This window comes from Paenibacillus sp. RRE4 (assembly GCF_031844205.1).
Lineage (GTDB): Bacteria > Bacillota > Bacilli > Paenibacillales > Paenibacillaceae > Paenibacillus > Paenibacillus xylanexedens_B.
Window position 1 is genome coordinate 2,158,749 of sequence record NZ_JAUZUT010000001.1, and the last position, 22,544, is coordinate 2,181,292.

General features: G+C 45.0%; 19 protein-coding genes. 16 read left to right on the forward strand and 3 right to left on the reverse strand.

The features are described from left to right. The first annotated feature begins 34 nt into the window (after window positions 1-34). The 12 genes from cydD to Q9R46_RS09760 all read left to right on the forward strand — a co-directional run bounded on the left by cydD (window position 35) and on the right by Q9R46_RS09760 (window position 11,533). Window positions 35-1,795 (forward strand): thiol reductant ABC exporter subunit CydD, encoded by a 1,761-nt coding sequence (gene cydD / locus Q9R46_RS09705; RefSeq protein ID WP_311280989.1) that lies wholly within the window; start codon window positions 35-37, stop codon window positions 1,793-1,795. Next, the gene (gene cydC / locus Q9R46_RS09710; RefSeq protein ID WP_311279855.1) at window positions 1,792-3,549 is read left to right on the forward strand and encodes a thiol reductant ABC exporter subunit CydC; all 1,758 of its coding nucleotides are present in this window, start codon (window positions 1,792-1,794) and stop codon (window positions 3,547-3,549) included. Before cydD ends, cydC begins: the two co-directional genes overlap by 4 nt. A 217-nt stretch (window positions 3,550-3,766) precedes the next feature. Continuing rightward, complete coding sequence (locus Q9R46_RS09715; RefSeq protein WP_311279856.1) at window positions 3,767-4,573, forward strand: CPBP family intramembrane glutamic endopeptidase; 807 nt, start codon at window positions 3,767-3,769, stop codon at window positions 4,571-4,573. Window positions 4,574-4,769: 196 nt separating this feature from the next. After that, window positions 4,770-5,579, forward strand: a complete 810-nt coding sequence (locus Q9R46_RS09720) for a MerR family transcriptional regulator (RefSeq protein WP_311279857.1) — start codon at window positions 4,770-4,772, stop codon at window positions 5,577-5,579. Window positions 5,580-5,616: 37 nt separating this feature from the next. After that, window positions 5,617-6,288 (forward strand): GNAT family N-acetyltransferase, encoded by a 672-nt coding sequence (locus tag Q9R46_RS09725; protein ID WP_311279858.1) that lies wholly within the window; start codon window positions 5,617-5,619, stop codon window positions 6,286-6,288. Next, the gene (locus Q9R46_RS09730; protein WP_397386372.1) at window positions 6,281-7,306 is read left to right on the forward strand and encodes an alpha/beta hydrolase family protein; all 1,026 of its coding nucleotides are present in this window, start codon (window positions 6,281-6,283) and stop codon (window positions 7,304-7,306) included. Before Q9R46_RS09725 ends, Q9R46_RS09730 begins: the two co-directional genes overlap by 8 nt. Window positions 7,307-7,414: 108 nt before the next feature. Continuing rightward, complete coding sequence (locus Q9R46_RS09735) at window positions 7,415-8,059, forward strand: hypothetical protein (RefSeq protein WP_311279860.1); 645 nt, start codon at window positions 7,415-7,417, stop codon at window positions 8,057-8,059. A 162-nt stretch (window positions 8,060-8,221) separates the two neighbouring features. Then, window positions 8,222-9,013 (forward strand): MerR family transcriptional regulator, encoded by a 792-nt coding sequence (locus tag Q9R46_RS09740; RefSeq protein ID WP_311279861.1) that lies wholly within the window; start codon window positions 8,222-8,224, stop codon window positions 9,011-9,013. Continuing rightward, on the forward strand, window positions 9,000-9,479 hold the full coding sequence (locus Q9R46_RS09745) for a hypothetical protein (RefSeq protein WP_311279862.1): 480 nt from the start codon (window positions 9,000-9,002) through the stop codon (window positions 9,477-9,479). Before Q9R46_RS09740 ends, Q9R46_RS09745 begins: the two co-directional genes overlap by 14 nt. Before the next feature lie 86 nt (window positions 9,480-9,565). Then, entirely contained in the window at window positions 9,566-10,303 is a 738-nt protein-coding gene (locus Q9R46_RS09750; RefSeq protein ID WP_311279863.1) for a GAP family protein, read from the forward strand. Between the two features lie 132 nt (window positions 10,304-10,435). Then, window positions 10,436-11,020 carry a hypothetical protein gene (locus Q9R46_RS09755; RefSeq protein WP_311279864.1) on the forward strand — a complete coding sequence of 195 codons (585 nt, stop codon included), beginning with the start codon at window positions 10,436-10,438 and terminating at the stop codon, window positions 11,018-11,020. Window positions 11,021-11,332: 312 nt separating this feature from the next. Next, window positions 11,333-11,533, forward strand: coding sequence for a hypothetical protein (locus tag Q9R46_RS09760; RefSeq protein WP_311279865.1), 201 nt, complete (start codon window positions 11,333-11,335; stop codon window positions 11,531-11,533). A 613-nt stretch (window positions 11,534-12,146) separates the two neighbouring features. Here Q9R46_RS09760 and Q9R46_RS09765 read toward each other — a convergent pair. After that, window positions 12,147-13,265, reverse strand: a complete 1,119-nt coding sequence (locus tag Q9R46_RS09765) for an IS110 family RNA-guided transposase (RefSeq protein ID WP_311279866.1) — start codon at window positions 13,263-13,265, stop codon at window positions 12,147-12,149. A 506-nt stretch (window positions 13,266-13,771) separates the two neighbouring features. Then, window positions 13,772-15,280, reverse strand: coding sequence for an arabinosylfuranosidase ArfA (arfA, locus tag Q9R46_RS09770; protein WP_186812399.1), 1,509 nt, complete (start codon window positions 15,278-15,280; stop codon window positions 13,772-13,774). A gap of 279 nt (window positions 15,281-15,559) precedes the next feature. On the opposite strand from arfA, the gene Q9R46_RS09775 reads away from it, so the two are divergent. From Q9R46_RS09775 to Q9R46_RS09790, 4 genes are all read left to right on the forward strand, one after another. Further along, window positions 15,560-16,501, forward strand: a complete 942-nt coding sequence (locus Q9R46_RS09775) for an ArsR/SmtB family transcription factor (protein ID WP_311279867.1) — start codon at window positions 15,560-15,562, stop codon at window positions 16,499-16,501. 238 nt (window positions 16,502-16,739) lie between these two features. Further along, window positions 16,740-17,588 carry a BglG family transcription antiterminator LicT gene (licT, locus tag Q9R46_RS09780; RefSeq protein WP_311279868.1) on the forward strand — a complete coding sequence of 283 codons (849 nt, stop codon included), beginning with the start codon at window positions 16,740-16,742 and terminating at the stop codon, window positions 17,586-17,588. A 156-nt stretch (window positions 17,589-17,744) separates the two neighbouring features. Continuing rightward, on the forward strand, window positions 17,745-19,703 hold the full coding sequence (locus tag Q9R46_RS09785; RefSeq protein WP_311279869.1) for a beta-glucoside-specific PTS transporter subunit IIABC: 1,959 nt from the start codon (window positions 17,745-17,747) through the stop codon (window positions 19,701-19,703). A gap of 235 nt (window positions 19,704-19,938) precedes the next feature. Next, a complete protein-coding gene (locus tag Q9R46_RS09790; protein ID WP_311279870.1) occupies window positions 19,939-21,405 on the forward strand; it encodes a glycoside hydrolase family 1 protein in 1,467 nt (488 codons plus the stop codon). Between the two features lie 172 nt (window positions 21,406-21,577). On the opposite strand, the gene Q9R46_RS09795 is transcribed toward Q9R46_RS09790, so the two are convergent. After that, complete coding sequence (locus Q9R46_RS09795; protein ID WP_311279871.1) at window positions 21,578-22,489, reverse strand: AraC family transcriptional regulator; 912 nt, start codon at window positions 22,487-22,489, stop codon at window positions 21,578-21,580. Window positions 22,490-22,544 lie beyond the last annotated feature (55 nt).

Consider the following 22,544-nt stretch of genomic DNA (forward strand, 5'->3'; position numbering starts at 1 on the left):
GGGTCGGCAAAAATCGATTCTGATTCAACAGCAGATGTCTTTACTTCGAAAAAACAGACTTCTCCTTATGGCCTTTTCACTGGCCCTTGGTGCAGCGATCATAAGCCAGGCTGTATTCATGGCAGAAGCTGTACAGCGTATTTTTGTAGACAAGGCGTCCTTATCATCCATTATGCCACTTCTCGGGTTATTACTCACCGTTATGGCTCTACGTACACTGTTAACATACGGCAACGGGAAAGTTGGTTTGCATATGGCTGCACGTGCCAAAACCAATATGCGTGCCAAGGTGTTACAAAATCTGACTCACGCTTCCATGTTCTCTGCATTGCAGGGACAGACGGGAGGCAAGGTCAGCGTTGCCCTGGACGCCGTCGATGAGGCGGACAGCTATTTCAGCCAGTACATGCCACGTATGATGGAAGCTTCGATGATTCCGATTGTAATTCTGGTTGTTGCCTTCACACTACATGCCAACACAGGTTGGATTCTGTTGTGTACAGCACCGTTTATTCCATTGTTCATGATTCTCGTTGGCTTGCAGACCAAAAATAAATCCGAAGAAAAGTATGCACAGCTGGCGGAGTTTTCCGGTACGTTCCTCGATTCGCTTCAAGGTCTGGTGACATTGAAAATATTCGGACGGGTGAATCGCCAGCAACAGGAGATCGAACGCAGCAGTCTAGGTTATCGGGATAGCACGATGAGCATTTTGAAGATTGCTTTTACGAATACGTTCATGCTTGAAGCGATTGTCATGTTGAGTATCGGTATCGTTGCGTTAGAGCTTGCCATTCAGCTACTCGTGTATAAATCGATGACTTTTCATACCGCTTTTCTGTTGTTGTTACTCGTTCCGGAGTTCTACAGTCTGTTAAAAAATACAGGCACTGCCTTTCACAGCGGTCGAACAAGCATGGGGGCTATCCGTAAGGTGGAGCAACTGCTTGGGGACAGTGAACAACGAAGTGAAAATTCACAGACCAAGGAAGATGTCGCGAAGGCGTCACCTCTGCAATTTTTGGCCGGGCCGTCGTCATCGAAGCCAGATATGGCGCCACTCATTGAATTAGAAAATGTCCGGTTTCGCTATGCCCCGGGTTCCTTTGTACTTGAAACAGGACATGTATCTGTAAAACCAGGAGAAAAAATCGCGATTGTTGGTCCAAGCGGCTCAGGTAAAACAACGTTATTGAACCTGATCTCCGGTTTGTTACGTCCGACCTCGGGAGAAGTTTGGATTAACGGAAGATCGCTTGTACAAATAAACGAGGCCTACTGGTTTAAACAGATCAGTTATATTACACAGCATCCCTATATTTTTGCAGGCACATTGGCTGAAAATATAGCTATAGGTGCAGGAAACGATGAACTCCGTGCAGAGATAGAAAAAGCGGCTGATCGCGCAGGACTCACATCCCTTATTGCTCAACTGGATAAAGGATTGGATACCCCTGTCGGGGAAGGAGGACGTGGGCTTTCAGGGGGAGAAAAACAACGCTTAGCTCTGGCTCGCGCTTTTTTGAAGAAACCTGCCCTCATTTTGTTTGATGAACCTACAGTTGGACTCGACCTGCGTACGGAACAGATTCTGCAACGTTCTATCGCAACATTGTCAGAGCAGGCTACGATCATTACGGTTGCACACCGATTGTATACGATTCAGCAAGCGGACCAGATTTGGTTCATGTCGGGTGGTGTACTTGCAGATTCGGGAACACATCAGGAGTTGTTAGAACGAGTGCCTGGATATGCCGAAATGGTGCAGATTCAGAGAACAGGAGGGATCGCATGAAAGAGTTAGCTGTTCTGTCCAAGGCGATGATGCAGGAGCACAAAGATATTTTGCTCTCTATATTATGCGGATTCATTGCAGGTACAGCAGGTGTAGCCCTTTTCTCCGCAAGTGGGTACCTCATCTCGCAGACGGTATTTGCACCGCCGCTGTACACCTTGATTGTTCTAACGTCGATGGTCAAACTTCTCGGATTCGTACGAGCGGCTAGCCGTTATGGGGAGAGACTTGCTTCTCACCGGGCAACCTTTTCTATCCTCAGCCGTTTACGAACCTCATTTTTTGCCAAGCTTATACCGGTTACTCCTGGAATTTTGAACAAAAACCGAAGCGGGGATCTGCTGGCACGAATCGTAGGGGATGTAGAGAGTTTGCAACATTATTTTCTGCGTGTGGCTTATCCGCCTATTATGGTGGTGATGGTGTTCCTGAGCACCGTCCTGTTTACAGCCGTTTTTTCATTCTGGATTGCGTGTTTGCTCATCATTGGCATGTTAATTACAGCTTTTGTTGTTCCAAACCTCGTGCTGATCGGTCAACGGAAAATCAACGAACATGTGCGCGAGCAACGGGCAAAACTATCTACGGAGGTAACCGAAGTGTTGTATGCTTTCCGTGATTTGAAAGTATATGGGCAATTGGCAGGGCGGGAAGAGCAGCTTCGGCGGGAATCTGCTGAACTCGCAACGCAACAACAAAGAGCTGCTACACAATTGGTGCTGGGACAATCCATGCATGTTTTTGTCACCTATTTGGTCACATGGGGTGTGCTGGTAATCAGTGCTTTTCTCATTGCAGACGGAGTCTTTGCCGGAGTTTATCTTGCGATGTTGATTCTGGCAACACAAACGATGTTTGAAGAATCCGCAGCAATGGTCGTGTTACCAGCGTATAAGTTGGACAGTGAACATGCTGCGAAACGTTTGGCTGAGACGGTGCTTGAACCGCAGACCAATGGGCATGTTAGTCAGGCTCATTCATCAAAAACCCATTTATCTCTGCAAGTCGATGCAGAAGCGGAAGCGGTAACGATTGAACTGTCTCATGTTTCTTTTCAATATGAAGGGGAATGGAGATCTGCGCTAGATGACGTCTCACTCTACCTTGCACCTGGGTCCAAAACGGCGATTGTCGGACCGAGCGGCTCTGGAAAATCTACGATTTTGGATTTAATTCTCAAGTTACGGACACCTGCTACTGGCAAAATAAAATTCAATGACATCTCTGTGAATGAGTTGAATGAAACAGGCATATGGCAACATACCCGTGCCACGTTGCAACAGAGCCACTTTTTCCGGGGAACGATTCGGGATAATCTGCTACTCAGTGGTGAGTCTCACTCCGATGAATATGTGCAAAATATACTCCATCAAGTTCAACTGTTCAACACATCTTTGGACGACACCGTATACGAAAAAGGAGAAAACCTGTCTGATGGGGAGAAGCAACGGCTGGCTCTGGCCCGCGCTATGTTACGCAAGGGAAGGTTATGGTTGCTGGACGAACCAACCTCTTCGCTGGACTACGTTACGGAAGCACGCGTGTTACAGAATTTGCTGACACAAGCGGCAGAGGACACGCTATTACTCGTCTGTCACCGTTTGACAGGACTTGAACGGATGGATCAGATTGTGGTCATGGATCAAGGCCGGATTGTAGAAACAGGCTCGTTTGAGGAATTGATGGAGCGTAAAGGTTATTTTTACGAGATGAAGAAGATTGAACTGCAGATGATTGGAGAGCAAGGAGCTTAACTCTATGAAGCACTTGTGAAGCACTTATGAAGCAAAGCCGCATATAAGCGGCTTTTTTGCGTCAGATTCAGAACAGACGAACGGCTGAATCGTTATATTGCTCCAAAGTATTATAAATAAGACGATCCACCTGCGAAGCGTTGCTTGAAAGCAACATTCATGTCATACATATATACTAAAGGTAACTAGTCCAATCATGTGAGGAGGTTTGTTTGAGGTGAGAAAAATAACGCAGTTTCCGCTCGTATGGATGTTTACAGGTGTTATTCTCGTGGGCCTATCCGGGTTCATGACCCAAAAGCTGTTCGTTGATTCGCAAGGCATTCTGTCGATTCTACTGGCACTTGCAGGAGGTATCGTCTCCATTGCGATCTACTGGTCTGTAATGAAATTCATGGCAGGGCGCAGGGTACAAGAATTGCAACTTCGACATGCAGGAATTGAATTAATCTTAGGCTCAGGAGTCGGTCTGATCTTGATTGGTTTTTCTGTCGGGATCATCACGTTGCTTGGCGGATACAGCTTTACATGGTCAGCGACGAATGCGGTTGGTTCTATTTTGGCTTTGGCGATCGGTGCGGCCATTGTGGAGGAGTTGATCTTTCGCGGCTTGTTCCTGCAAGCGATTGAAAAGCGAATTGGAAGCTGGTTCGCGTTGGCTATAACTTCGCTTTTTTTCGGTTTGGCCCATCTGCCAAATCCCGGAGCAACACTTTGGAGTTCAGTTGCTATTGTCATTGAGGCAGGCATTTTGCTCGGAGCCGGATTTCTGTGGCGGCGTAATCTGTGGTTTGTCATGGGTCTTCATTTTGCATGGAATGCACTGGAGGGAATGTTGGGTATACCGGTGTCGGGCATAGCAACACAAGGCTTTTTTGATGTACAGCTAACCGGATCACCATGGTTGACAGGTGGAAGCTTCGGACTGGAGGCATCCATTGTACCCATCATCGTCAGTTTACTGATTGCCATTCCTATGCTGATGAGCGCGCATCACAAAGGAAATATGAAGTTCAAAAGATAAGAAAACGCCCAACGCACTCTTTTGAAACTTTATAAAATACATATGTGAAGGGTGAACCGCTAAATGGTTTGCTCTTCTTTGTGATGTTTTCAGACATAGATATTGGTTCATAATGAATGCATTGAAAACTAGTCTTGACCTTAGGTCTGACCTAGGGTTTATGCTGTTAACAGACAGGACAACAAAGGTGGGGATCATGATGAGAGGTATGAAGGATGAAATTACGATTAGCGAGCTGGCCAAGCTCATGCAAGTATCCGTACATCAGATTCGATATTTTGAAGAAAAGGGGGTACTGACCCCGGCATATACCGGCGAAAATCAATACCGAATGTATGGCATGGATCAAGTATACCGTCTAGCTCATATTTTATTGCTCCGTAAGATGGGCTTGTCTGTGCAAGTGATCCAAGAATGCTTGTCCCATCTGACTGTCGAGCAGATCACTCCGATTTTCCGTCAGGCGCTGTCAGATACAGAAGCGGAGATCCAAAGGCTGCAGGACACCAAACATTTTATTGAGAAGCTGCTGGAGGAAAAAGAGTGGGTTTCCCAAAAATCCGCGCTGACAGAGGGAGGTGTGTATGCAATCATTCAGCGTGACGAAGTTCCATTGTCTCTATGGTTCGAGATGCAGGAGGCTGAAAGTCTGAGTGCTCAAACATTAGTCAAGCATGGAAGCAATATTTCCAATCTGTTCGAAGCAGATATTCATTATGTGTACAACGATTCTGGCATTGTCGGCTTGTATACGCAAGAGGAGAGAAGGGAGAGTAATCTGACATTGCGTGCCGGTTCATACCTTTCAAGTACACTTTTTGTACAAAATGAAGAACGACTCTCGACAACCATTCAGGAGTTCTATGCTTATGCAGAAGAAATGGGATACCTATGCTCAGGGCCGTTGGTCATGGTGGAAAAATCATACTTATCCCTGTTCACACCAGAACTGCTCCATTATGAACTTCTTTCGTATGTTTCGAATCCGGAGGCGGGAGAGTTATGAGCATCTTTTTAACACGCATCTCAGCGAGGTGGATCTCATGAACACCAGCTTGGATCAAACAAATCCCGTCCGAATCCAACCTATAACTTCTGAACTGTATCCGGCTGCAGCACAACTAATGGCTTATGGTTTCGGGCACAAATTCCAAAGATCATCTTCCGTATCTACAGCGGACCTTGCTTTTGTCTTTGAACAATTATTACTTTCAAGTCAGCATCAGACAGGCAGTCTGCGGTTCGCAGCGATGGAGAATGATGTGCTCATAGGCACGATGGCTCTGAAGTGGAAGACCCGTGAGGTTGCCCGAAAGGCAGATACAGCCCGAATTCAATGGAAAGACATGCGCAGTCACATCGGGTGCTGGAAGTTGCTTCATATCATGGCAGGCATACACCTGCTCAAACATGAGCCTGAAACAGGAGAATGTTATATCGAAGATATTGTTGTACACCCACATCATCAAGGTAAAGGTGCAGGCAGACTGTTACTCGCACGGGCACAGCGATACATGCTTCAAACGGCACCGTTATCTTATCTTAGCCTGCATGTAGCTAGTCAGAACCAGAAAGCGATGCAGGTATATGAACGGTATCATTTTCGCAAACAAAGCAGCACGAACAGTCTGCTAACTGCCATGCTGCTTGGTGAACATCAATGGAACTACATGACACGCAAAGGAGACAACAACGTTGAAACCGCATATGTTTAAACACAAAAAAATCTGGATTTCATTCCTTATTATCATTGTATTATTTGCGGGTACAGGCTTATATATCGTTGCACAGCAAGACTATAATATGGCCTCGCAATCCGTGGAGATTCCCACCGCACAAGGGAAATTAACGGGCATTCTCACACTTCCTAAAAAGGGTGCTGATAAAGAAAAGCTTGGCTTGGTGCTCTTTATCCATGGTGATGGCCCTATTGATGCAACGCATAGTGAAGGTTACAAACCGCTGTGGGAACGCCTTGCCTCTCTCGGTTATGCGTCCTTGTCACTGGACAAACGTGGCATCGGAGGTTCAGAGGGGAACTGGCTGGATCAGAGTATCGATGATCGTGTCGTTGAAGCACAACAGGCAATTGCTTGGGCCAAAAAACAACCGATGATTGACGGTTCCCGGATTGGTGTATGGGGAGCAAGTCAGGCCGGCTGGGTCATCCCCAAGCTTGCAGGTAAGGAAGATCTCGCATTCAGCATTCTGGTATCACCAGCGATCAACTGGCTGAAGCAAGGGGAATACAATACGCGGAGTCAGATGGCCAAGGACGGGCATACACAACAAGAGATTGAAGCACAGGTGAAATACGATAATCAGATTAAAGATATTTTAAAACATCACGGATCTTATGAGGAATACACGAAACATATTCGGAAAGACGAAGAACCAATGTCCCGCGAACGATGGGACTTTGTCAGCAAAAACTTTAATTCCGATGCCACCGAAAGTCTGCGTCATTTCAAAAGTCCGGTGTTGCTGCTACTTGGAGAAGATGACGTTAATGTGGATATTCAAGACACGGAGCGTGTCTATCGTAAAGAGATCGATCCCTCTTATTTGCTTTATGTCAAAACGTTCCCCAATACTGAGCACTCTATGTTACCCACATCAATTGCCGGGTCGGAATGGAAGATGGGGCTGCGTTTTCTATTTGCGCCAAGAAGCATAACTACGGAAGGGTACATGGATGAGATTGAAACGTTTTTGACGAAAGTGGCGATATAGTTGTAATACAAAAAGACCTGGTACTTCTGGTATAATAGTAAATTCTATAGAGGTATCTTGATTATCCGTTCTACAAGTAATCCACTATGAAAGGAATGAAGGCCAGGAGTGAGTAAGTGGGAAATTGTTTCTTATGTTGCTATATTTGTTTACACGCTTGTGATGTTGTGGAATGACCAATCGATTTTACTAGTGTTAGGTACAGTGCTGGTTGCTGGACTCATTATGTTTAGCATTTTTGTTTTATATCCTATGGTCTGGGAAACACGTATGGATCGGTTAGAGGCTTTTTTAAGAAGAAAACAAAATGCACCCTATATTTATATTAATTATGCGACAGCCAACAGGTTGGATGAAGAAGTTGAGCTCACGATGGAAAAGCTGATGAGCAATACATCGGCCAGCAAGTCGACGAAGGCCAACTATCAGGCAGCATACGGTGCTTACCGGAAGGATCTGTTTACCGTGAGAAAAGCGGTACGCGAGATGCGTAAATCGGTTTATCGCACATACTATGAAACGTTTGTCCTGATCGAAGAAGGAGAGACTGAACGAGCCAGAGAGCATTTAAGTTCCATTAAAAGAGAGTGGATGCGACTTGCCCTTCTAGCCGAAATTGAGCGTAAGCTGAATCATTACAAGGAAGCAGAAGAGTTGGCTGCGCTAGCCGTACAAGCTAGTAAAGGGGTTAATCGATACGCGATGACGAAAGAATATGAAAGATATTACTCTATAGAACAGCAGGCGCAATGATAGAGTGAAAATCAACCAGAGAGAACGACTGTAGCACAACGGGGACGATGCCTAGCATCGTCTTTTTGTTTTTGCTCAGCCGTAGTTATTGATTGATAATTTAGGACTTTACCCTAACGTATACGTTATTGTTTATAATGTTTTCAGGAAGGGGAGTTAAGCATGATCCTGATCGGAGAATTAGCGAAAAAAACAAATATTAGCAAAAGAACACTTCATTATTATGAACAGATCGAACTGTTACAACCGACACTTATTACGGAGAATGGGTATCGATACTATGATGAAAGTGCCATTCTTCGCCTGCAAAAAATTCTTCTTTTGAAGTCCATCGGTTATACATTAGAACAGATTAAAGAACTGTTTCAGAACCAAGAAAATAAGGGAGAACATGAAAACTGGGTAGCCTCTTTAAACGAACAAATAGAGCTGATTGAACAGAAGAAAGAAGAATTAAGCCGGAAGCAATATTATCTCAGATCAACCCTTCATACGTTGAAATTCGGAGGGATGAGCGATCTCGAAAGTTTATTGCAGATTATTTCCCAAATGGAGGATCGGCCTCTCTCTGAAGGAATAATTCGTGCCGAATTCAGCGATGATTTACAGTTAACATCCAGGGAGATGGATATACTGAATCATCTGCCTATTCTCGGGGGTAACGATCCGCGGATGGAGGAACTTTTAACTATTTTCCAACGAGTACGATCCGTAATGCCCTCATCTCCCTATTCTGAAGAGGTCCAAGTCATTGCGAAGCAATTGTATGAAACAGCATTGGAGCTATTCGATCATGATGAAAAATTACTCGACAAGTATTGGGAACTTATCAATCCAAGAGAAGCATTTGAGCCTGTAGTCATGGGCATGGATGAAGAATTCATGTCCTATGTCGACGAGATGATCCGCATTTTTCTAACACAACGAGAGGACAACGCTGATGATGGAGAGTAAACAAAAGAGGATTGGAAGTAAAAAGTTTTGGCTCCTGTTATTGCTCTCAGGTCTAATTATGTTATTTACAGCTTGTGGAATGACAGCAGAAGATACTGTGAATGAACTGAATCATGAGGAGTCCAAACAAAATACAGCGCATGACTCGGATGGAATCGTCGTTGAGGTGCTTGTTGAAAGTGATGTTAATTCAGCATCTGATCTGGAGGTAGAGATCAATGCTCGAAAAAATCCGGAGAGTGTATATTGGGATGCGATTGAAGTTCCATATCAAGAGAGATTTGTTATTCCAAAAGATACGTTCATCCCTCTGCTCTCCACTCATGTAAGGGTAAAAGCAAATGACAGTGCAAGCTGGGTAAGCTGTTCCATTAAGTATGATGGGGAGTTAGTTGCATCTCACAAGTCCCGAGGGAGCGGTGCGAAGGCTGTCTGTGAGAAGAAGTTCCAGCTAGGGCCAGGATAACTTTACTCGGAGGTGGATGTCCTGTTCTATGTTCTACATTTTGATCCAGCAAGCGCTTAAAATCATAACGGAGAGTGAGGAACATCATGACGTTAACAGCAATACTATCTACCCTTGTACTGTTGGCACTAATAGATTCAACGAGTTTGGGCACTCTCTTGATTCCTGTATGGTTACTGATGACACCCGGGCGTGTTCGAGTAGATCAGTTTTTAATCTATTTATTCACAGTGGCCGGTTGTTACTTTGCAATTGGCCTCATAATTATGTTTGGAACGGATGCATTTCTGAACAACTACGCACTTCAAATGGCATCTAAACCATTCCTGGTAGGACAATTGGTGATAGGCATATTGTTAATGATCATAAGCCAACTCATGGATACCAAGAAATCTCGTGCTCGTGCTGCGGAACGTGCAGCGAGTGGGGGCGGTTATATTTTCAAATGGAGGACTCGCTTTACAGGGGAGACGGTTTCCAGCAAAATTTCTATTACTATACTTATTGGACTTGCACTGACCGCGGTCATCCTGGAACTGGGAACAATGCTGCCCTATCTCGCAGCCATTGGCATATTAGTGACTGAAGGACCTGCTTGGCCTATGTCGGGTATCCTGTTACTGGGATATTGTTTCGTTATGATATTACCTGCGCTCATTTTGCTGGCAGGACGATTGCTCGCTTACCCTTTTTTAAAACACCCTTTAGAAAAAATAGATAATTGGCTGATGAAAAATGCTCAGCGTGCTGCAGCCTGGGTTATAGGGATTGTTGGCTTTCTGTTATCGGTTAACGCTATTTATGATCTAGGTTGGGTTCAGTGATCCGTATGGTATGAGCCGTGTTGACAGCATCCGTATCTTCATATTTTCGGCACACGGATGTGCTATTCGCACAGGCAAGTCGTCCACCCAACGCGTAGACTGAAGTAGATCAAGTCGAGTGAGGTGAATACCATGGCTAAGACCAATGAAATACACGTCAAGGCAAAACGATTCAAGGATCGTCCGGTCTGCGTGACTCTTCATAATGGTGAGACGTACATCGGGTACATCTCTGGCGTGAGTAACGAAGGGGTAGAGCTTACCGGAGGCGGAAAATTAACACAAACTCCAACGTCCCCAGCAAGGAAAACAGTTGCTGCGCGGAGTAATTCGCCTAAAATGAAACCCCGGGCTACCGGAGCGAATAAAAACGCATCCTCCCCGAGACGAAAAAAAGTCAATCATTCCCGCAAGTCATCCGCATCATCTCGAATAACTTCCCGTAGGACGTCATGTCAAGCGCAAGTATCATCCTTCATGCCTATGATGGGCTCCTTATTGGGCGGCCTCGGCGGAGCCGGATCATTTGGAGGTATGCTTGGAGGCGGCATGCGTTTGTTCGGCATGATTCAGCGTTTTGTGCCTGTCGTGAAAATGGGCTACGGCATGATTAAACAAATCCAGCCGTTTATGGGTGCCGTGCAAGGTTTGATGTCACCCGCAAGCCAAGCTCAAGAAAATGAAGATGAGGCTGAAGCGGAAATCCAACGGGGGTAATAAGAGTGAAAAAGAGTAAAAGTAAACAAGTATAGTATCAAGAACATGTTGATGTTTGAGCAGGAGAGAAGATAAGTAAGCGCCTAGTAAGCGCTCCTAAGTCGCTATTATAGCGGCTTTTTTATCGTTTAAGTTTTTTCGGAATAGGATAAAAATCCAATATGGGGGGACTAGCTTCAGTAAATTCAGACTTTTCGAGTGGAGGGAGCATTGTTAAGTATTAATGATAAATTATTCCAAATTATGTGTTATGATATTTTAAGGTAAAATACAATACGTAATCATTTCTATGATCAAGAGGAGGAAACAGCAATGAAAAATAGAAACATAACAGGTATTGTAGTGGCTATAATATATTGTATTGTTTTATTTATTTTCTTAACTGAATCTCCGCCAGGTGAAGCTTCCAATAATCCCCGCTGGGTATATTTATTGTTACCGCTTGGATCCATTGCAATAACGTCTCTGTTTGATTATGTAATCAAGTTCGATTTTTATAGGGTGAAGAACTGATTCTCAAAGCCTGTTAGATTAACTTTAAAAGTCGAATGTAGCATAACATGTAGGATAGATTTCTTTAAATCGTTGCAAGCTTCTCTCCGTACTTGATGTGAAGAGAAGTTTTTTGAGCCTAAAGCGCTAACGATCACCAGGAAGCTTATTTGGGTAGATATTGAGCTTTGAACATTTAACGATCCTGAGAGAGCTTATTTTGTTGAAAAGACGTGATTTTACCTTAAAAACACCCAAATTGTCCGAAATAGCGTCTCCTGTGATCGTTAGAATAAAAAATGACCTCAAAGGAGCCAAATAAGCTCCGCTGAGATCGTTGCTATGAACGTTTTAGTCAAGCCCAGCACAAAATGCTGTTGCCCGAAGTCCTAAGCGCGGGGGTCCATATGCGAGCGACGGTTGGCACGCTGCTATCCGTGGGTTGGTTACCACATGTTATGCCTTCGTCAAGGAGAGCGGTTGTAAGCTAGAAACGCACGTTCAGCTCACACAGAGCCTAGTGCAAACGATCAACACAGATTCTCTCCCGAACCTTTCCATGAACCCCCGGGCTTAAGACTCCGGGTTTACCCGTTCCCCTTGTGACGAACGTCTCGATCGGATGCAACACCAATTACTGGGCATTCGGCTGTTCTACGGTTCGGGCAACCGCCCAAATAAAACCCATCAGTTCGCGCGCTACAGCGGCAATTGCCACATTGGGGTGCTTGTGTTTTACAAAGATCAGGCGGCGGTATTTGGCATGTAGCCTGTGTTGCGCTTTCCATGAAATCTGCTCCACGTCCGCAGACAGACCTTCTAAACGGATGGCCAGATCTCCTTTCACCGCAGGTCGGTGACGGTAACTCCAGGCCGATTCGATTAAGGTTCGACGTAGACGCCCATTCCCTGTTTTGGTGAGGGAACCTCGTTTGGTGCTGGCTCCAGACGAATGCTCACGGGGAACCAGACCCAAGTAAGCCATGAGCCTCGCTGGGGAAGAAAACCGGGCAAACGATCCGATTTCCGAAACCAGCGTCACCGCCGTCAGGAAACCAATGCCACGAAGGCCCTGTAAAATGCGAATCATTTCCGCTTTGGGATGGGTAGCTGCTTCTTCAATCAGCGCTTTTTCCAATCGACCAATCCGCTGTTCCACCTCGTACAGGGTGTGAAGATACTCGGTAAACGCCGTTTGCATCGAGACTTGTGGAAAAGTGACCGTTCCCAGCCACATCCGATATTTTTTCGTCCAGGCCCGTTTGATCTGTTCTGGCGGATGGATCTGGTGGCGGAGTAAAAACTTGAGCACACGCTGCCGAGCCCGGTGTGCATCCTCTTTCGCCGTTTCACGTGCACGAACTAATTCACGCAGAGCCTCATCCGCTGGAGCCGGAACGTAAATCGGCGTGAGCTCACCCGCACGGAATAAACGCGCGAGTTGTTCTGCGTCGCGTCGATCCGTTTTCACCCGATCTCCAGCCCGTTTCGGAATGAGCGAAGGAGCGATAACGATGCAATGTGCACCCATAGATTCAATCCAGCGATGGGTTTCATAGCCGGTAGGCCCTGCTTCGTAGCAGAAGGACAAAGTACTTGCAGGCCCCAGCTCTTTGATGAGTTTACGCAACGCGGCAGGCGTATGCGCAATGGATCCGTAATACCGAGGCTTGGCCTGTCCTTCATCTGCGATGGCAACTGAAATTTTTTCTTTAGACACATCTAAACCGATGAATTTTGTGGTAGACTGCATAGTGATAGCTCTCCTTTGCTGTGTAGCTCTGAAATGGTGGTTTTGACACTTTCCATTTTAACCTACGATGCTCAGCAATATGTGGGGGCTATCCTTGTTTACGTTCATCATAGCTAGAATTTAGGCTAGACACCCAAGCCACATATCTAAGCTACATAATGTGCGTGTCTTAAACCCACTGAAGTGCTTCTTTTATCGCCTTTTTGTCCCCACTGCGTCACTTTCCCCTGACGTACTCCGGCACGCCTGCGGTGAACCTCCCTGGCTTGGAACAAAATCAATCACAATTGGATTCCAAAATTGAATTACTCTAGCGTTTTCGGACATAGCCTAGTTGGTTAGTGCTGTATTGGGTTTAGAAGTTCCACATAAAGAAGGGGGAAATATAGTGGACGAACGGTCACCCTCTAATTGCTAGAAGTGCTGCTTCAGCAAATGCTAATACTAAAGTTAAAGCCCAGAAGCAGGTATGCTCTGGGCTTTTTGATCTAGCGCGATTTGCACGATTAAGCTTGTTTTGTTTTCAAACGGATCACGTTCCATGACGCTTTGTTCAGCACAGCTTGTACTTTACCTTGATCGACGGTTGTATGTCCGCCGTTGTGAGGCAATACGTTACGTGGATTTTCTTTGGTATTACTTGCTTTCAGGTCGTTGCTTTCCAGGACAATGTGCTCCACAAATGTCGTTTCTCCGAAGGAGCGAAGGTCAACATTCAGTTCCATTGATTCGTCAAGATGTCTGTTTACCGCAAAGATGGTAATGGTGCCATTTTCTTCATCATGCACACTGATCGATTCCAGATAAGGTACATCCGTGAAGTCTTTGGAATCATATTTCGGTGAAGATGTGATGGAACGCAACACGGTTCCACGTCCGAAGTTGGAAGCGTGCAGGAACGGGAAATACGTCGTTTGTAACCAGATTGCGCCGTTATTTTCCGTCATGATTGGTGCGATCGTGTTAATCAGCTGCGCAAGGCAAGCCATTTTTACACGGTCAGCATGTTTCAGAATGGTGATCAGATAACAGCCCACTGCCAGCGCATCTTCATGCGTGTACACATCTTCGAACTCTGGAGGAGCAATCTGCCAGCGTTCTTCCATACGGCTAGTACCAATGGATTTCCACACATTCCATTCATCCAAGGAGAGCATCAATTTCTTTTTGCTACGTTTCTTGGCTTGTACAAAATCACAGATCGAAGCCACACTATCAATAAATTGATCCAGATCCAGCGAGGTCGCCAGGAAGTCATATGTGTTGTCTTTGTTGTTGTTGTAATACTGATGCAGAGACAAGTAGTCTACATTTTCATAGGTAAGATCAAGCACGGTTGCTTCCCAATCTGCAAATGTCTTCATGTCACGGCTGGAGCTACCACATGCAACGAGCTCGATCTCTGGATCAACCCATTTCATCGCTTTGGCTGTTTCATTGGCAATACGGCCATATTCATATGCGGTCATCGCACCAATCTGCCAAGGACCGTCCATTTCATTCCCGAGGCACCATGTTTTGAATTTATGTGGATCTTTATATCCGTGGGAGATACGCAGATCACTCCAGTATGTTCCAGAAGGGTGGTTGCAATATTCAACCAGATTTCGAGCTGCATCGATACCGCGCGTTCCCAAGTTAACAGCCATCATCACTTCCGTACCTGCCAGCTTGGCCCAATCTGCAAATTCGTTCGTGCCCACAGCATTGGTTTCAATCGTCCACCAAGCCAGCTCAAGTCTGCGTTTACGGTCAGCTACTGGACCCACGCCGTCTTCCCAGTTGTAACCGGATACGAAATTGCCACCCGGATAACGAACGATGGGTACGTTAAGCGCTTTAATTGCTTCAATAGCATCCTGACGGAAGCCTTGTGCATCTGCGGTTGGATGACCTGGATCATAAATACCGCCATACACGGCACGTCCCAGATGTTCAATAAATGAACCGTAAACACGCGGGTCTACTTCAGCAATCTGAAAGTCTTTATCGATCAGCATTTTGGATTTAAGCATAGTGAAAACCTCCATAAGATTAATTTTATAGTGCACGTGATTGATTTTGTAATACATATAATCGTTTGTAATGTCATATGATGTCAGTAATCTATATTGAATTCGCCTAAAAGCAAAATCAATACATTGATTTGTTATCTAATATGTATCATAATGCGGATATACAGAGCAAGTTCATTTTACGCAGTTCGCTAAATAGCGAATTCTAAAATGTGAGAAATGAGATACCAAATGTACAAGTTGATATAAAAGCTGAATATACAAAAGGAAGTGAAGTCGATGATGCTTGGAACAGATGCATCTTCATTGCTTGTCTACGAGGCGTTAGCCAGTGAAGCCCGTTTAAATATTGTACGTTTGTTGCTAGAGAATAGGGAAATGCATATCAACGCTCTCGCCCAAGAGCTCTATCTGAGCAAAGCCATTGTCAGTACACATGTTAGCAAACTTCAGAAGGCTGGCATTGTAGGTAGCCGAATGAAACGAGAGAACGGGGGGACCTACAAATATTGTTATATTGTAAAAGAGTTCATGACGATTAATTTATCGCCTTCAGTGCCTATGGATGCATCGTATTATGAAGTGTCTATACCCGTTGGTCATTATACGGATTACGAGGCATGGCCAACCTGCGGGCTGGCGACGACAACTCAGATGATCGGCCAATACGACACACCCGCTTGTTTTATGGACCCTGATCGGGTTAACGCGGCAATTCTGTGGATGGCACGAGGTTTTCTCGAATATAAGATTCCCAATTATCTTCACAATGATCAGCATCTTCGCGAGATCGAACTTTCACTCGAACTTAGCTCGGAAGCGCCCAAGGTCAATGAAAACTGGCCTTCCGATATTCGTTTTACGCTTAACGGCAATGATCTCGGTACATGGACAAGTCCTGGCGATTTCGGAGACCGAAAGGGCAAGCATACTCCACTATGGTGGAAACTGGATGTGAATCAATACGGCGTGTTAAAAGTGCTGCGCATCAACGAGGAAGGTACGTTTATAGATGGTCAACAAATTTCGGATGTCACGATTTCGGATCTGGATTTAGGAGCATCTACCTATTGGACATTTGGATTAAAACCCGAAGAGAGCGCAGCAGGTCGAGGTGGGCTGACCCTATTTGGAAAAGGTTTCGGCAACTATGATCAGGACATTCTGATTCGGTATTATTATGATAATTATGCTCTAGATAACAACACTTCAGAAGAATAGAATGTGCAATTTGGTATTAAACTACTATAAGGCGAGTGCATAAGCCGACTTAAATGAAGCACATACCCATTCCAGCGTTATGGTATTGACAACGATTACATGGCTGGTATACAATACAGCTAAATAAGGAGTGTCACTGATTCGATCAGGCACCACCACAGTCTGGATCTCACAAGTTTATTTTCTTGTGTACCTGGCCATGGTGGTGCTTTTTGCATATATGGGGGGTGAAAACATCATGAGGTTCAAGAAATCGTTAAACAACAATATCGCCCTGGCGGAGGATGCTGAAGGCTGTGAAGTCATTGTCATCGGAACAGGTGTAGGCTTCAAAAAAGTAAAGGGACAGCCGATCGAGCAAAGCCAGATTCAGAAAATGTTCCGGATCGGCTCGAATGATAAATATCAGCGAGTCGAGCAATTTCTTAGCGATATCCCTCTGCAAGTTATCGATATCACGGATCAGATTATAGAAGAAGGCAGGGAGATCATCGGGAAAAAGCTAAATGATTCTATCCTATTAACGCTTGCGGATCATATCCATTTTGCTCTGGATCGTTTCAGAAAAGGTGTAGACATGCAAAATCCGCTACACTGGGATATTCGCCATCTGTATCCTGCAGAATACCGCGCTGGAGAGTTGGCGGTACGCAAGATCAATGAAGCTTTTCTGGTCGCACTGCCTGCGGGTGAAGCCAGCTCCATTGCCCTTCATTTTGTAAATTCACAATTTGATTCGGCTAGCATGAACCAGACGATCAAGATTACACAGATGATCAATGACATTCTCGGGATCATGACCGATCATTTTGGCAGGGCACTGAATCAGGAGTCTGCTGATTTTTCCAGGTTCATCACTCATCTGAGATACTTCATTGTTCGGCAAATGAACCGGGAAGTCCTTTCATTCAAGGATCAGCAGTTTTTATATGATGTATTGTCGGAACGATATCCTGTCAGCTTCCAATGCGCACTCAAGATAAAGGAGGCGATGGAGCAGCAGCGAGGATTCGTGATTACTCCCGATGAGATGGTATACCTCATGATTCACATCGAAAGAGTAACGTCCCGTACCGACACGGGTTGACCTCAGTACAACTGTTAGAAGATACACCATCACCATATTAGTTGAATATGGAGTGTTACTGATACGATCAGGCACCACCAAATGTTTCCGATTCCGCTGCTGTAGCGGGGCGGGCTTACATTTGGTTTTTTTTTCGCCAAAAAAGGAGGAAGCAGCATGAATCACCGGGAGTTGTCCAAAGAGATCATCCGATTAACAGGAGGGCAGGAAAATATTATGCAAGCCTGGCATTGCATCACTCGATTGCGCTTTAATGTTCGTGAAGAAAAGAAAGTGCAGCTTGAACAGATTCGCGCACTGGATGGTGTTCTTGGGGCACAGTTCCAAAACGATCAGTTCCAGGTTGTGATTGGCAACAAAGTTGCAGCCGTCTATGAAGAGCTGGAGGACCAGTTGAAACAAGCTGGTGCAACAGAGACAAAAGCAGAACCGCCGCGTTCAAGAGGTCTTAATGCCGTATTGGACACGATCTCCGGTATTTTTACCCCGATTCTTCCAGCCATTGTAGGTACCGGGATGCTGAAGGGCATTCTCGCATTACTTGTTACACTTGGGGCCATTCAAGAAACTAGCGGTGAGTATCAGATTTTAGCGTCCATAGCCAATGCGGCCTTTTATTTCTTGCCTTTCCTGCTCGCTGTATCGTCTGCGCGGAAGTTTAAAGTCAATGAATATATCGCCTTGACCCTGGCAGGTACACTATTATATCCAACCATTTTGAATGCTTACCTGGAAAATCATCTGGAGCCGATTCGTTTTCTATCTCTGCCGGTATCGATCGTGAATTACACCCAGTCTGTCATTCCGATTATTCTTGGAGTGTGGCTTCTCAGTTATGTACACCGCTGGGTGGATCGTTTCATTCCTGGTCCGGTTAAAGTCATTTTTACCTCAATGATTGTGCTGGTGATTACCGTCCCGATTCTGCTAATAGCTATTGGACCGCTCGGTAATTACATCGGGATTTATCTGGAGATCGGTACATCCTGGCTCTTTGCTCACTCGGGCCCATTAACAGGAATCGTGCTGGGCGGACTTATGCCAGTGATCGTTATGACGGGTATGCATTATGCATTTTTCCCGGGAACATTACAGAATTTGAGCAAACTCGGTTACGACGTGCTGTTACTGCCGCTTAACCTTGTAGCCAATATGAGTCAAGCTGGTGCCGTAATGGCGGTGTTCCTCAAAACCAAAAACAAATCGATGAAATCGATTGCTTTATCCAGCGGTATATCTGCTTTTCTGGGCATCACAGAGCCTGCAATCTATGGAGTAACGTTGAAGTTGAAAAAACCGTTCTATGCTTCGATCATCGGTGGAGCAGCCGGCGGTGGATTTATTACAGCGGTAGGGTTAAAATGTTTCGGTTTTGCCGTCCCGGGTCTGCTGTCGTTGCCTTTATACATTGGTCCAAATGGGGGGATGGCGAATTTCTGGTACGCGCTCATCGGTATAGGTATCAGCTTCGTAGTTTCGTTTACAGTGACCTTATTGCTTAAGTGGGATGAACCGATTACGCAGCAACCTGCTGGGGCAAGTTCGTCAGCAATAGCTCCAACAACAACATCGGAATTAGCAGAACGATCAGGAACAACAAATCGGTCTAAACAAGAACCTGCACCACCGCCTGTGACCGTTCATTCGATTGAGGAAAAGAAAGGTGAAATATTCAGTCCGCTTACCGGCGAACTGGTTGCACTCAAAGAATTGCCTGATCCTACGTTTGCCGAGGAAATGACGGGAAAAGGAATTGCAATTTATCCGCAGGAAGGGCGTGTAACCGCACCATTTGACGGAACGGTCACAATGATTGCGAAAAGCAAGCATGCCATCATGCTGACTTCCTCCAGCGGAATCGACATTCTCATTCATGTTGGACTTAACACGGTGTCCCTGAAAGGCAAGTTTTTTGAAGAGAAGGTTGTCATCGGACAACGAGTGAACAAGGGTGATTTATTGCTGGAATTTGATATCGAGAGCATTCAAGCCGCCGGTATTGATCTGATCACCCCGGTCATTGTAGCCAACACGCCAGATTACCTTGATGTAGTACCCGTTCAGGTGAAGGGGGTGGTTCCAATGAATGAATTACTGCTACTCACCGTTCGCTAAAAGCTTATTACAAAACGAATGAAGGCTTTCTATTTTAACCGAGTTATAGAATTTAACGATATATTTACACAAAAACGGAGAGGACAGAAATAACCTGGAAAAGCAACGCGATCGCCTTTATCACCATATTTCTCAACTAAAAAATAATTCAAAAAAATCTGGGGATAACAGCGATTGGAAGGTTAGTCTGTCATTGAAGTGGCACGTGTAAATAATAAAAAGGAGAGAAACCATCATGACACAAACAACAAAACACACATTCCCTAAAGGATTCCTATGGGGAGGGGCTACCGCAGCCAATCAGCTGGAGGGCGCATTTGACGCAGACGGCAAAGGACTTTCCACCTCTGACATGGCACCTTATGTTCCGCATGAAGATCGAAATGGTAAAGATTTTACCTTTGACGTAAACTCCGTTGAACTGGAACAATATTTGAGTGGTAACACCGATGTGTATTTCCCGAAACGGAATGGAGTGGATTTTTACCACCGTTACAAAGAAGATATCGCATTGTTTGCTGAGATGGGCTTTAAAGTTTTCCGTCTTTCCATCGCTTGGCCGCGAATTTTCCCGACAGGAGAAGAAAGCGTTCCGAACGAAGCAGGCCTTGCTTTCTATGATAAAGTGTTCGACGAACTGTTGAAATACGGCATTGAGCCACTAGTCACGATCTCTCACTATGAGATGCCGATTGAGTTAACCCGCAAATACAATGGCTGGGAAAGCCGTGAAATGATTGATCTGTATTTGAAATTTGCCAACACGTTATTTGACCGCTACAAAGACAAAGTGAAATATTGGATTACGTTCAACGAGATGAATATGATGCTGACCAGCCTGTATACGGGCGGCGGTATTCTGGAAGATAAAATCAAAGGCACCCCTGAACAGGTAGCCTATCAAGCAACACATCATCAGTTTGTAGCAAGTGCGCTGGCTGTAAAAAGCGGGAAAGAGAAAATGCCTAATGCCCAAATCGGCTGTATGATCTGCCGTCTGGAAACATACGCTGCATCCAGCAAACCGGAAGATGTGCTGCAGACGATGAAGGAAGATCAGATGAACCTGTTCTATCCGGAAGTTCAGGCGCGTGGGGAGTACCCGTCCTACATGCAAAGATATTTTGAAGAGCAAGGCATTGAACTGGTGAAGGAACCTGAAGATGATGCGATTATCCGTGACAACACAGTGGACTTTATTGCATTCAGTTATTACATGACGTATATCGGAAAATACGACCCGAATGACAACAGCAACTCCGGTATGCTGGTAAGTCAGATCAAGAACCCGCATCTGAAAGCCACCGAATGGGGATGGCCAATCGATCCAATCGGTCTTCGCATCGCGCTGAACCGGTTGTATGACCGCTACCGGATGCCGCTCTTTATCGTGGAAAATGGACTCGGCGCTACAGACACACTGGAAGAGGACGGATCTGTACATGATCCTTATCGTATTGATTACCTGCGTAGCCACATCGAGCAGATGAAAGAAGCGGTAGCTGACGGTGTGGAACTGATGGGATTCACCAGTTGGGGACCGATTGATATTATCAGCTGCTCTACATCCGAAATGGGTAAACGTTATGGCTTTATCTATGTTGATCAAGACAACGCGGGTAATGGCTCGCTGGATAGAACACGCAAAGACTCATTCTATTGGTACAAACAAGTGATTGAGTCTAATGGTGAGATACTTTAAACGTTCGAAATCCGAATGTATACTCTTAACCTTGTAAACGAATAGATACGAATTCATTTAATTGTTGTCATTTCAAAGCAAAAGAAGGAGGGCCATATACAGGCCACTCCTTTTTTTTGTTATCTAAATATGAAGCGTCGTAATAAATACTCCAATATCAGAAAGCCGTTTATTACGCTTTCAATTTTAATTTACGGAATTCCGTAGGGCTGAGCTGCGTCCACTTTTTAAACTGCCTGCTGAAATGGGACAGGTTTTTATACCCCAAACGAAGGGCTATCTCGGTCAAGGAGATCTCAGGCTGTTGCAACAGCATCTTAGCTTCTTGCAACTTCAGATCGGACAGATACTTTCGCGGAGACATATGGTAAATTTTTTGAAATATCTCTAATCCATAGTTAGGACTGATTCCTAACGATGCGATGATCGGCTGAATATGAACCGTATCATCCTCGTCTGCGTCACCGTTTTTTTCGCGCACTTGTTGTCTGAAATGACTTTTAATGGCCTCGGCAATTTCTCGAGCATGTTTGGCCGTGGTCATCGACTGATTCGCATGCGTTTCTGTATTCACAGGTTGTAAGTCGATTAAGATCTCCAACAATTCAAACAGAACGATTTGTGCTCTCAATTTAGCTTTAGATACCGTCATATCCGTATCGTCGAAAAGATCAAGCCATTGCTGAATACAAGCTCTTAATCGGCTATAGGACGGATTGGAGGGGGTGTATACCCAGTCACAATTCTTCATGATTTTCATACGCAACGCAGGTTCATCTACATCAAAATGTGCACAGAAATAGGTCATTGACGCAACTGCAATGTTCGTGTTTGTGTGTTCAAAGCCAGGAGGGATGAGAAGAATATCATCACGATGTATCTCATAAGACTCACTCTCCAGTTTTGTTTCTTGTGCTCCATCCAGCACAATTAAAATTTCAAAAGCATGGTGAAATTCTTTTGTCGCCGACCATCCGGAACGAACCGTCTGTTTGTGAGCACCAAAAAAACGTATATTCCAATCAATCCGTGGAAGAAGGTCCGTTCTGTCACCCACCATATAATCTTGATTATTTATTTCCATTTAATTGAATCCACCTTTGATAAGGGTAAATTAATCTGTACTAACACAATCGAAT

Bases quoted from the DNA above. Each gene is read 5' to 3' on its own strand.
- Q9R46_RS09795 (WP_311279871.1), bottom strand. From the start codon at position 22,489: ATGGAAATAAATAATCAAGATTATATGGTGGGTGACAGAACGGACCTT.
- Q9R46_RS09730 (WP_397386372.1), top strand. From the start codon at position 6,281: ATGTTTAAACACAAAAAAATCTGGATTTCATTCCTTATTATCATTGTA.
- arfA (WP_186812399.1), bottom strand. From the start codon at position 15,280: ATGCTTAAATCCAAAATGCTGATCGATAAAGACTTTCAGATTGCTGAA.
- Q9R46_RS09760 (WP_311279865.1), top strand. From the start codon at position 11,333: ATGAAAAATAGAAACATAACAGGTATTGTAGTGGCTATAATATATTGT.
- Q9R46_RS09740 (WP_311279861.1), top strand. From the start codon at position 8,222: ATGATCCTGATCGGAGAATTAGCGAAAAAAACAAATATTAGCAAAAGA.
- Q9R46_RS09750 (WP_311279863.1), top strand. From the start codon at position 9,566: ATGACGTTAACAGCAATACTATCTACCCTTGTACTGTTGGCACTAATA.
- Q9R46_RS09775 (WP_311279867.1), top strand. From the start codon at position 15,560: ATGATGCTTGGAACAGATGCATCTTCATTGCTTGTCTACGAGGCGTTA.
- Q9R46_RS09725 (WP_311279858.1), top strand. From the start codon at position 5,617: ATGAACACCAGCTTGGATCAAACAAATCCCGTCCGAATCCAACCTATA.
- Q9R46_RS09745 (WP_311279862.1), top strand. From the start codon at position 9,000: ATGATGGAGAGTAAACAAAAGAGGATTGGAAGTAAAAAGTTTTGGCTC.
- Q9R46_RS09790 (WP_311279870.1), top strand. From the start codon at position 19,939: ATGACACAAACAACAAAACACACATTCCCTAAAGGATTCCTATGGGGA.
- Q9R46_RS09785 (WP_311279869.1), top strand. From the start codon at position 17,745: ATGAATCACCGGGAGTTGTCCAAAGAGATCATCCGATTAACAGGAGGG.
- cydC (WP_311279855.1), top strand. From the start codon at position 1,792: ATGAAAGAGTTAGCTGTTCTGTCCAAGGCGATGATGCAGGAGCACAAA.
- Q9R46_RS09755 (WP_311279864.1), top strand. From the start codon at position 10,436: ATGGCTAAGACCAATGAAATACACGTCAAGGCAAAACGATTCAAGGAT.
- Q9R46_RS09720 (WP_311279857.1), top strand. From the start codon at position 4,770: ATGATGAGAGGTATGAAGGATGAAATTACGATTAGCGAGCTGGCCAAG.
- Q9R46_RS09765 (WP_311279866.1), bottom strand. From the start codon at position 13,265: ATGCAGTCTACCACAAAATTCATCGGTTTAGATGTGTCTAAAGAAAAA.
- cydD (WP_311280989.1), top strand. From the start codon at position 35: ATGTCTTTACTTCGAAAAAACAGACTTCTCCTTATGGCCTTTTCACTG.
- licT (WP_311279868.1), top strand. From the start codon at position 16,740: ATGAGGTTCAAGAAATCGTTAAACAACAATATCGCCCTGGCGGAGGAT.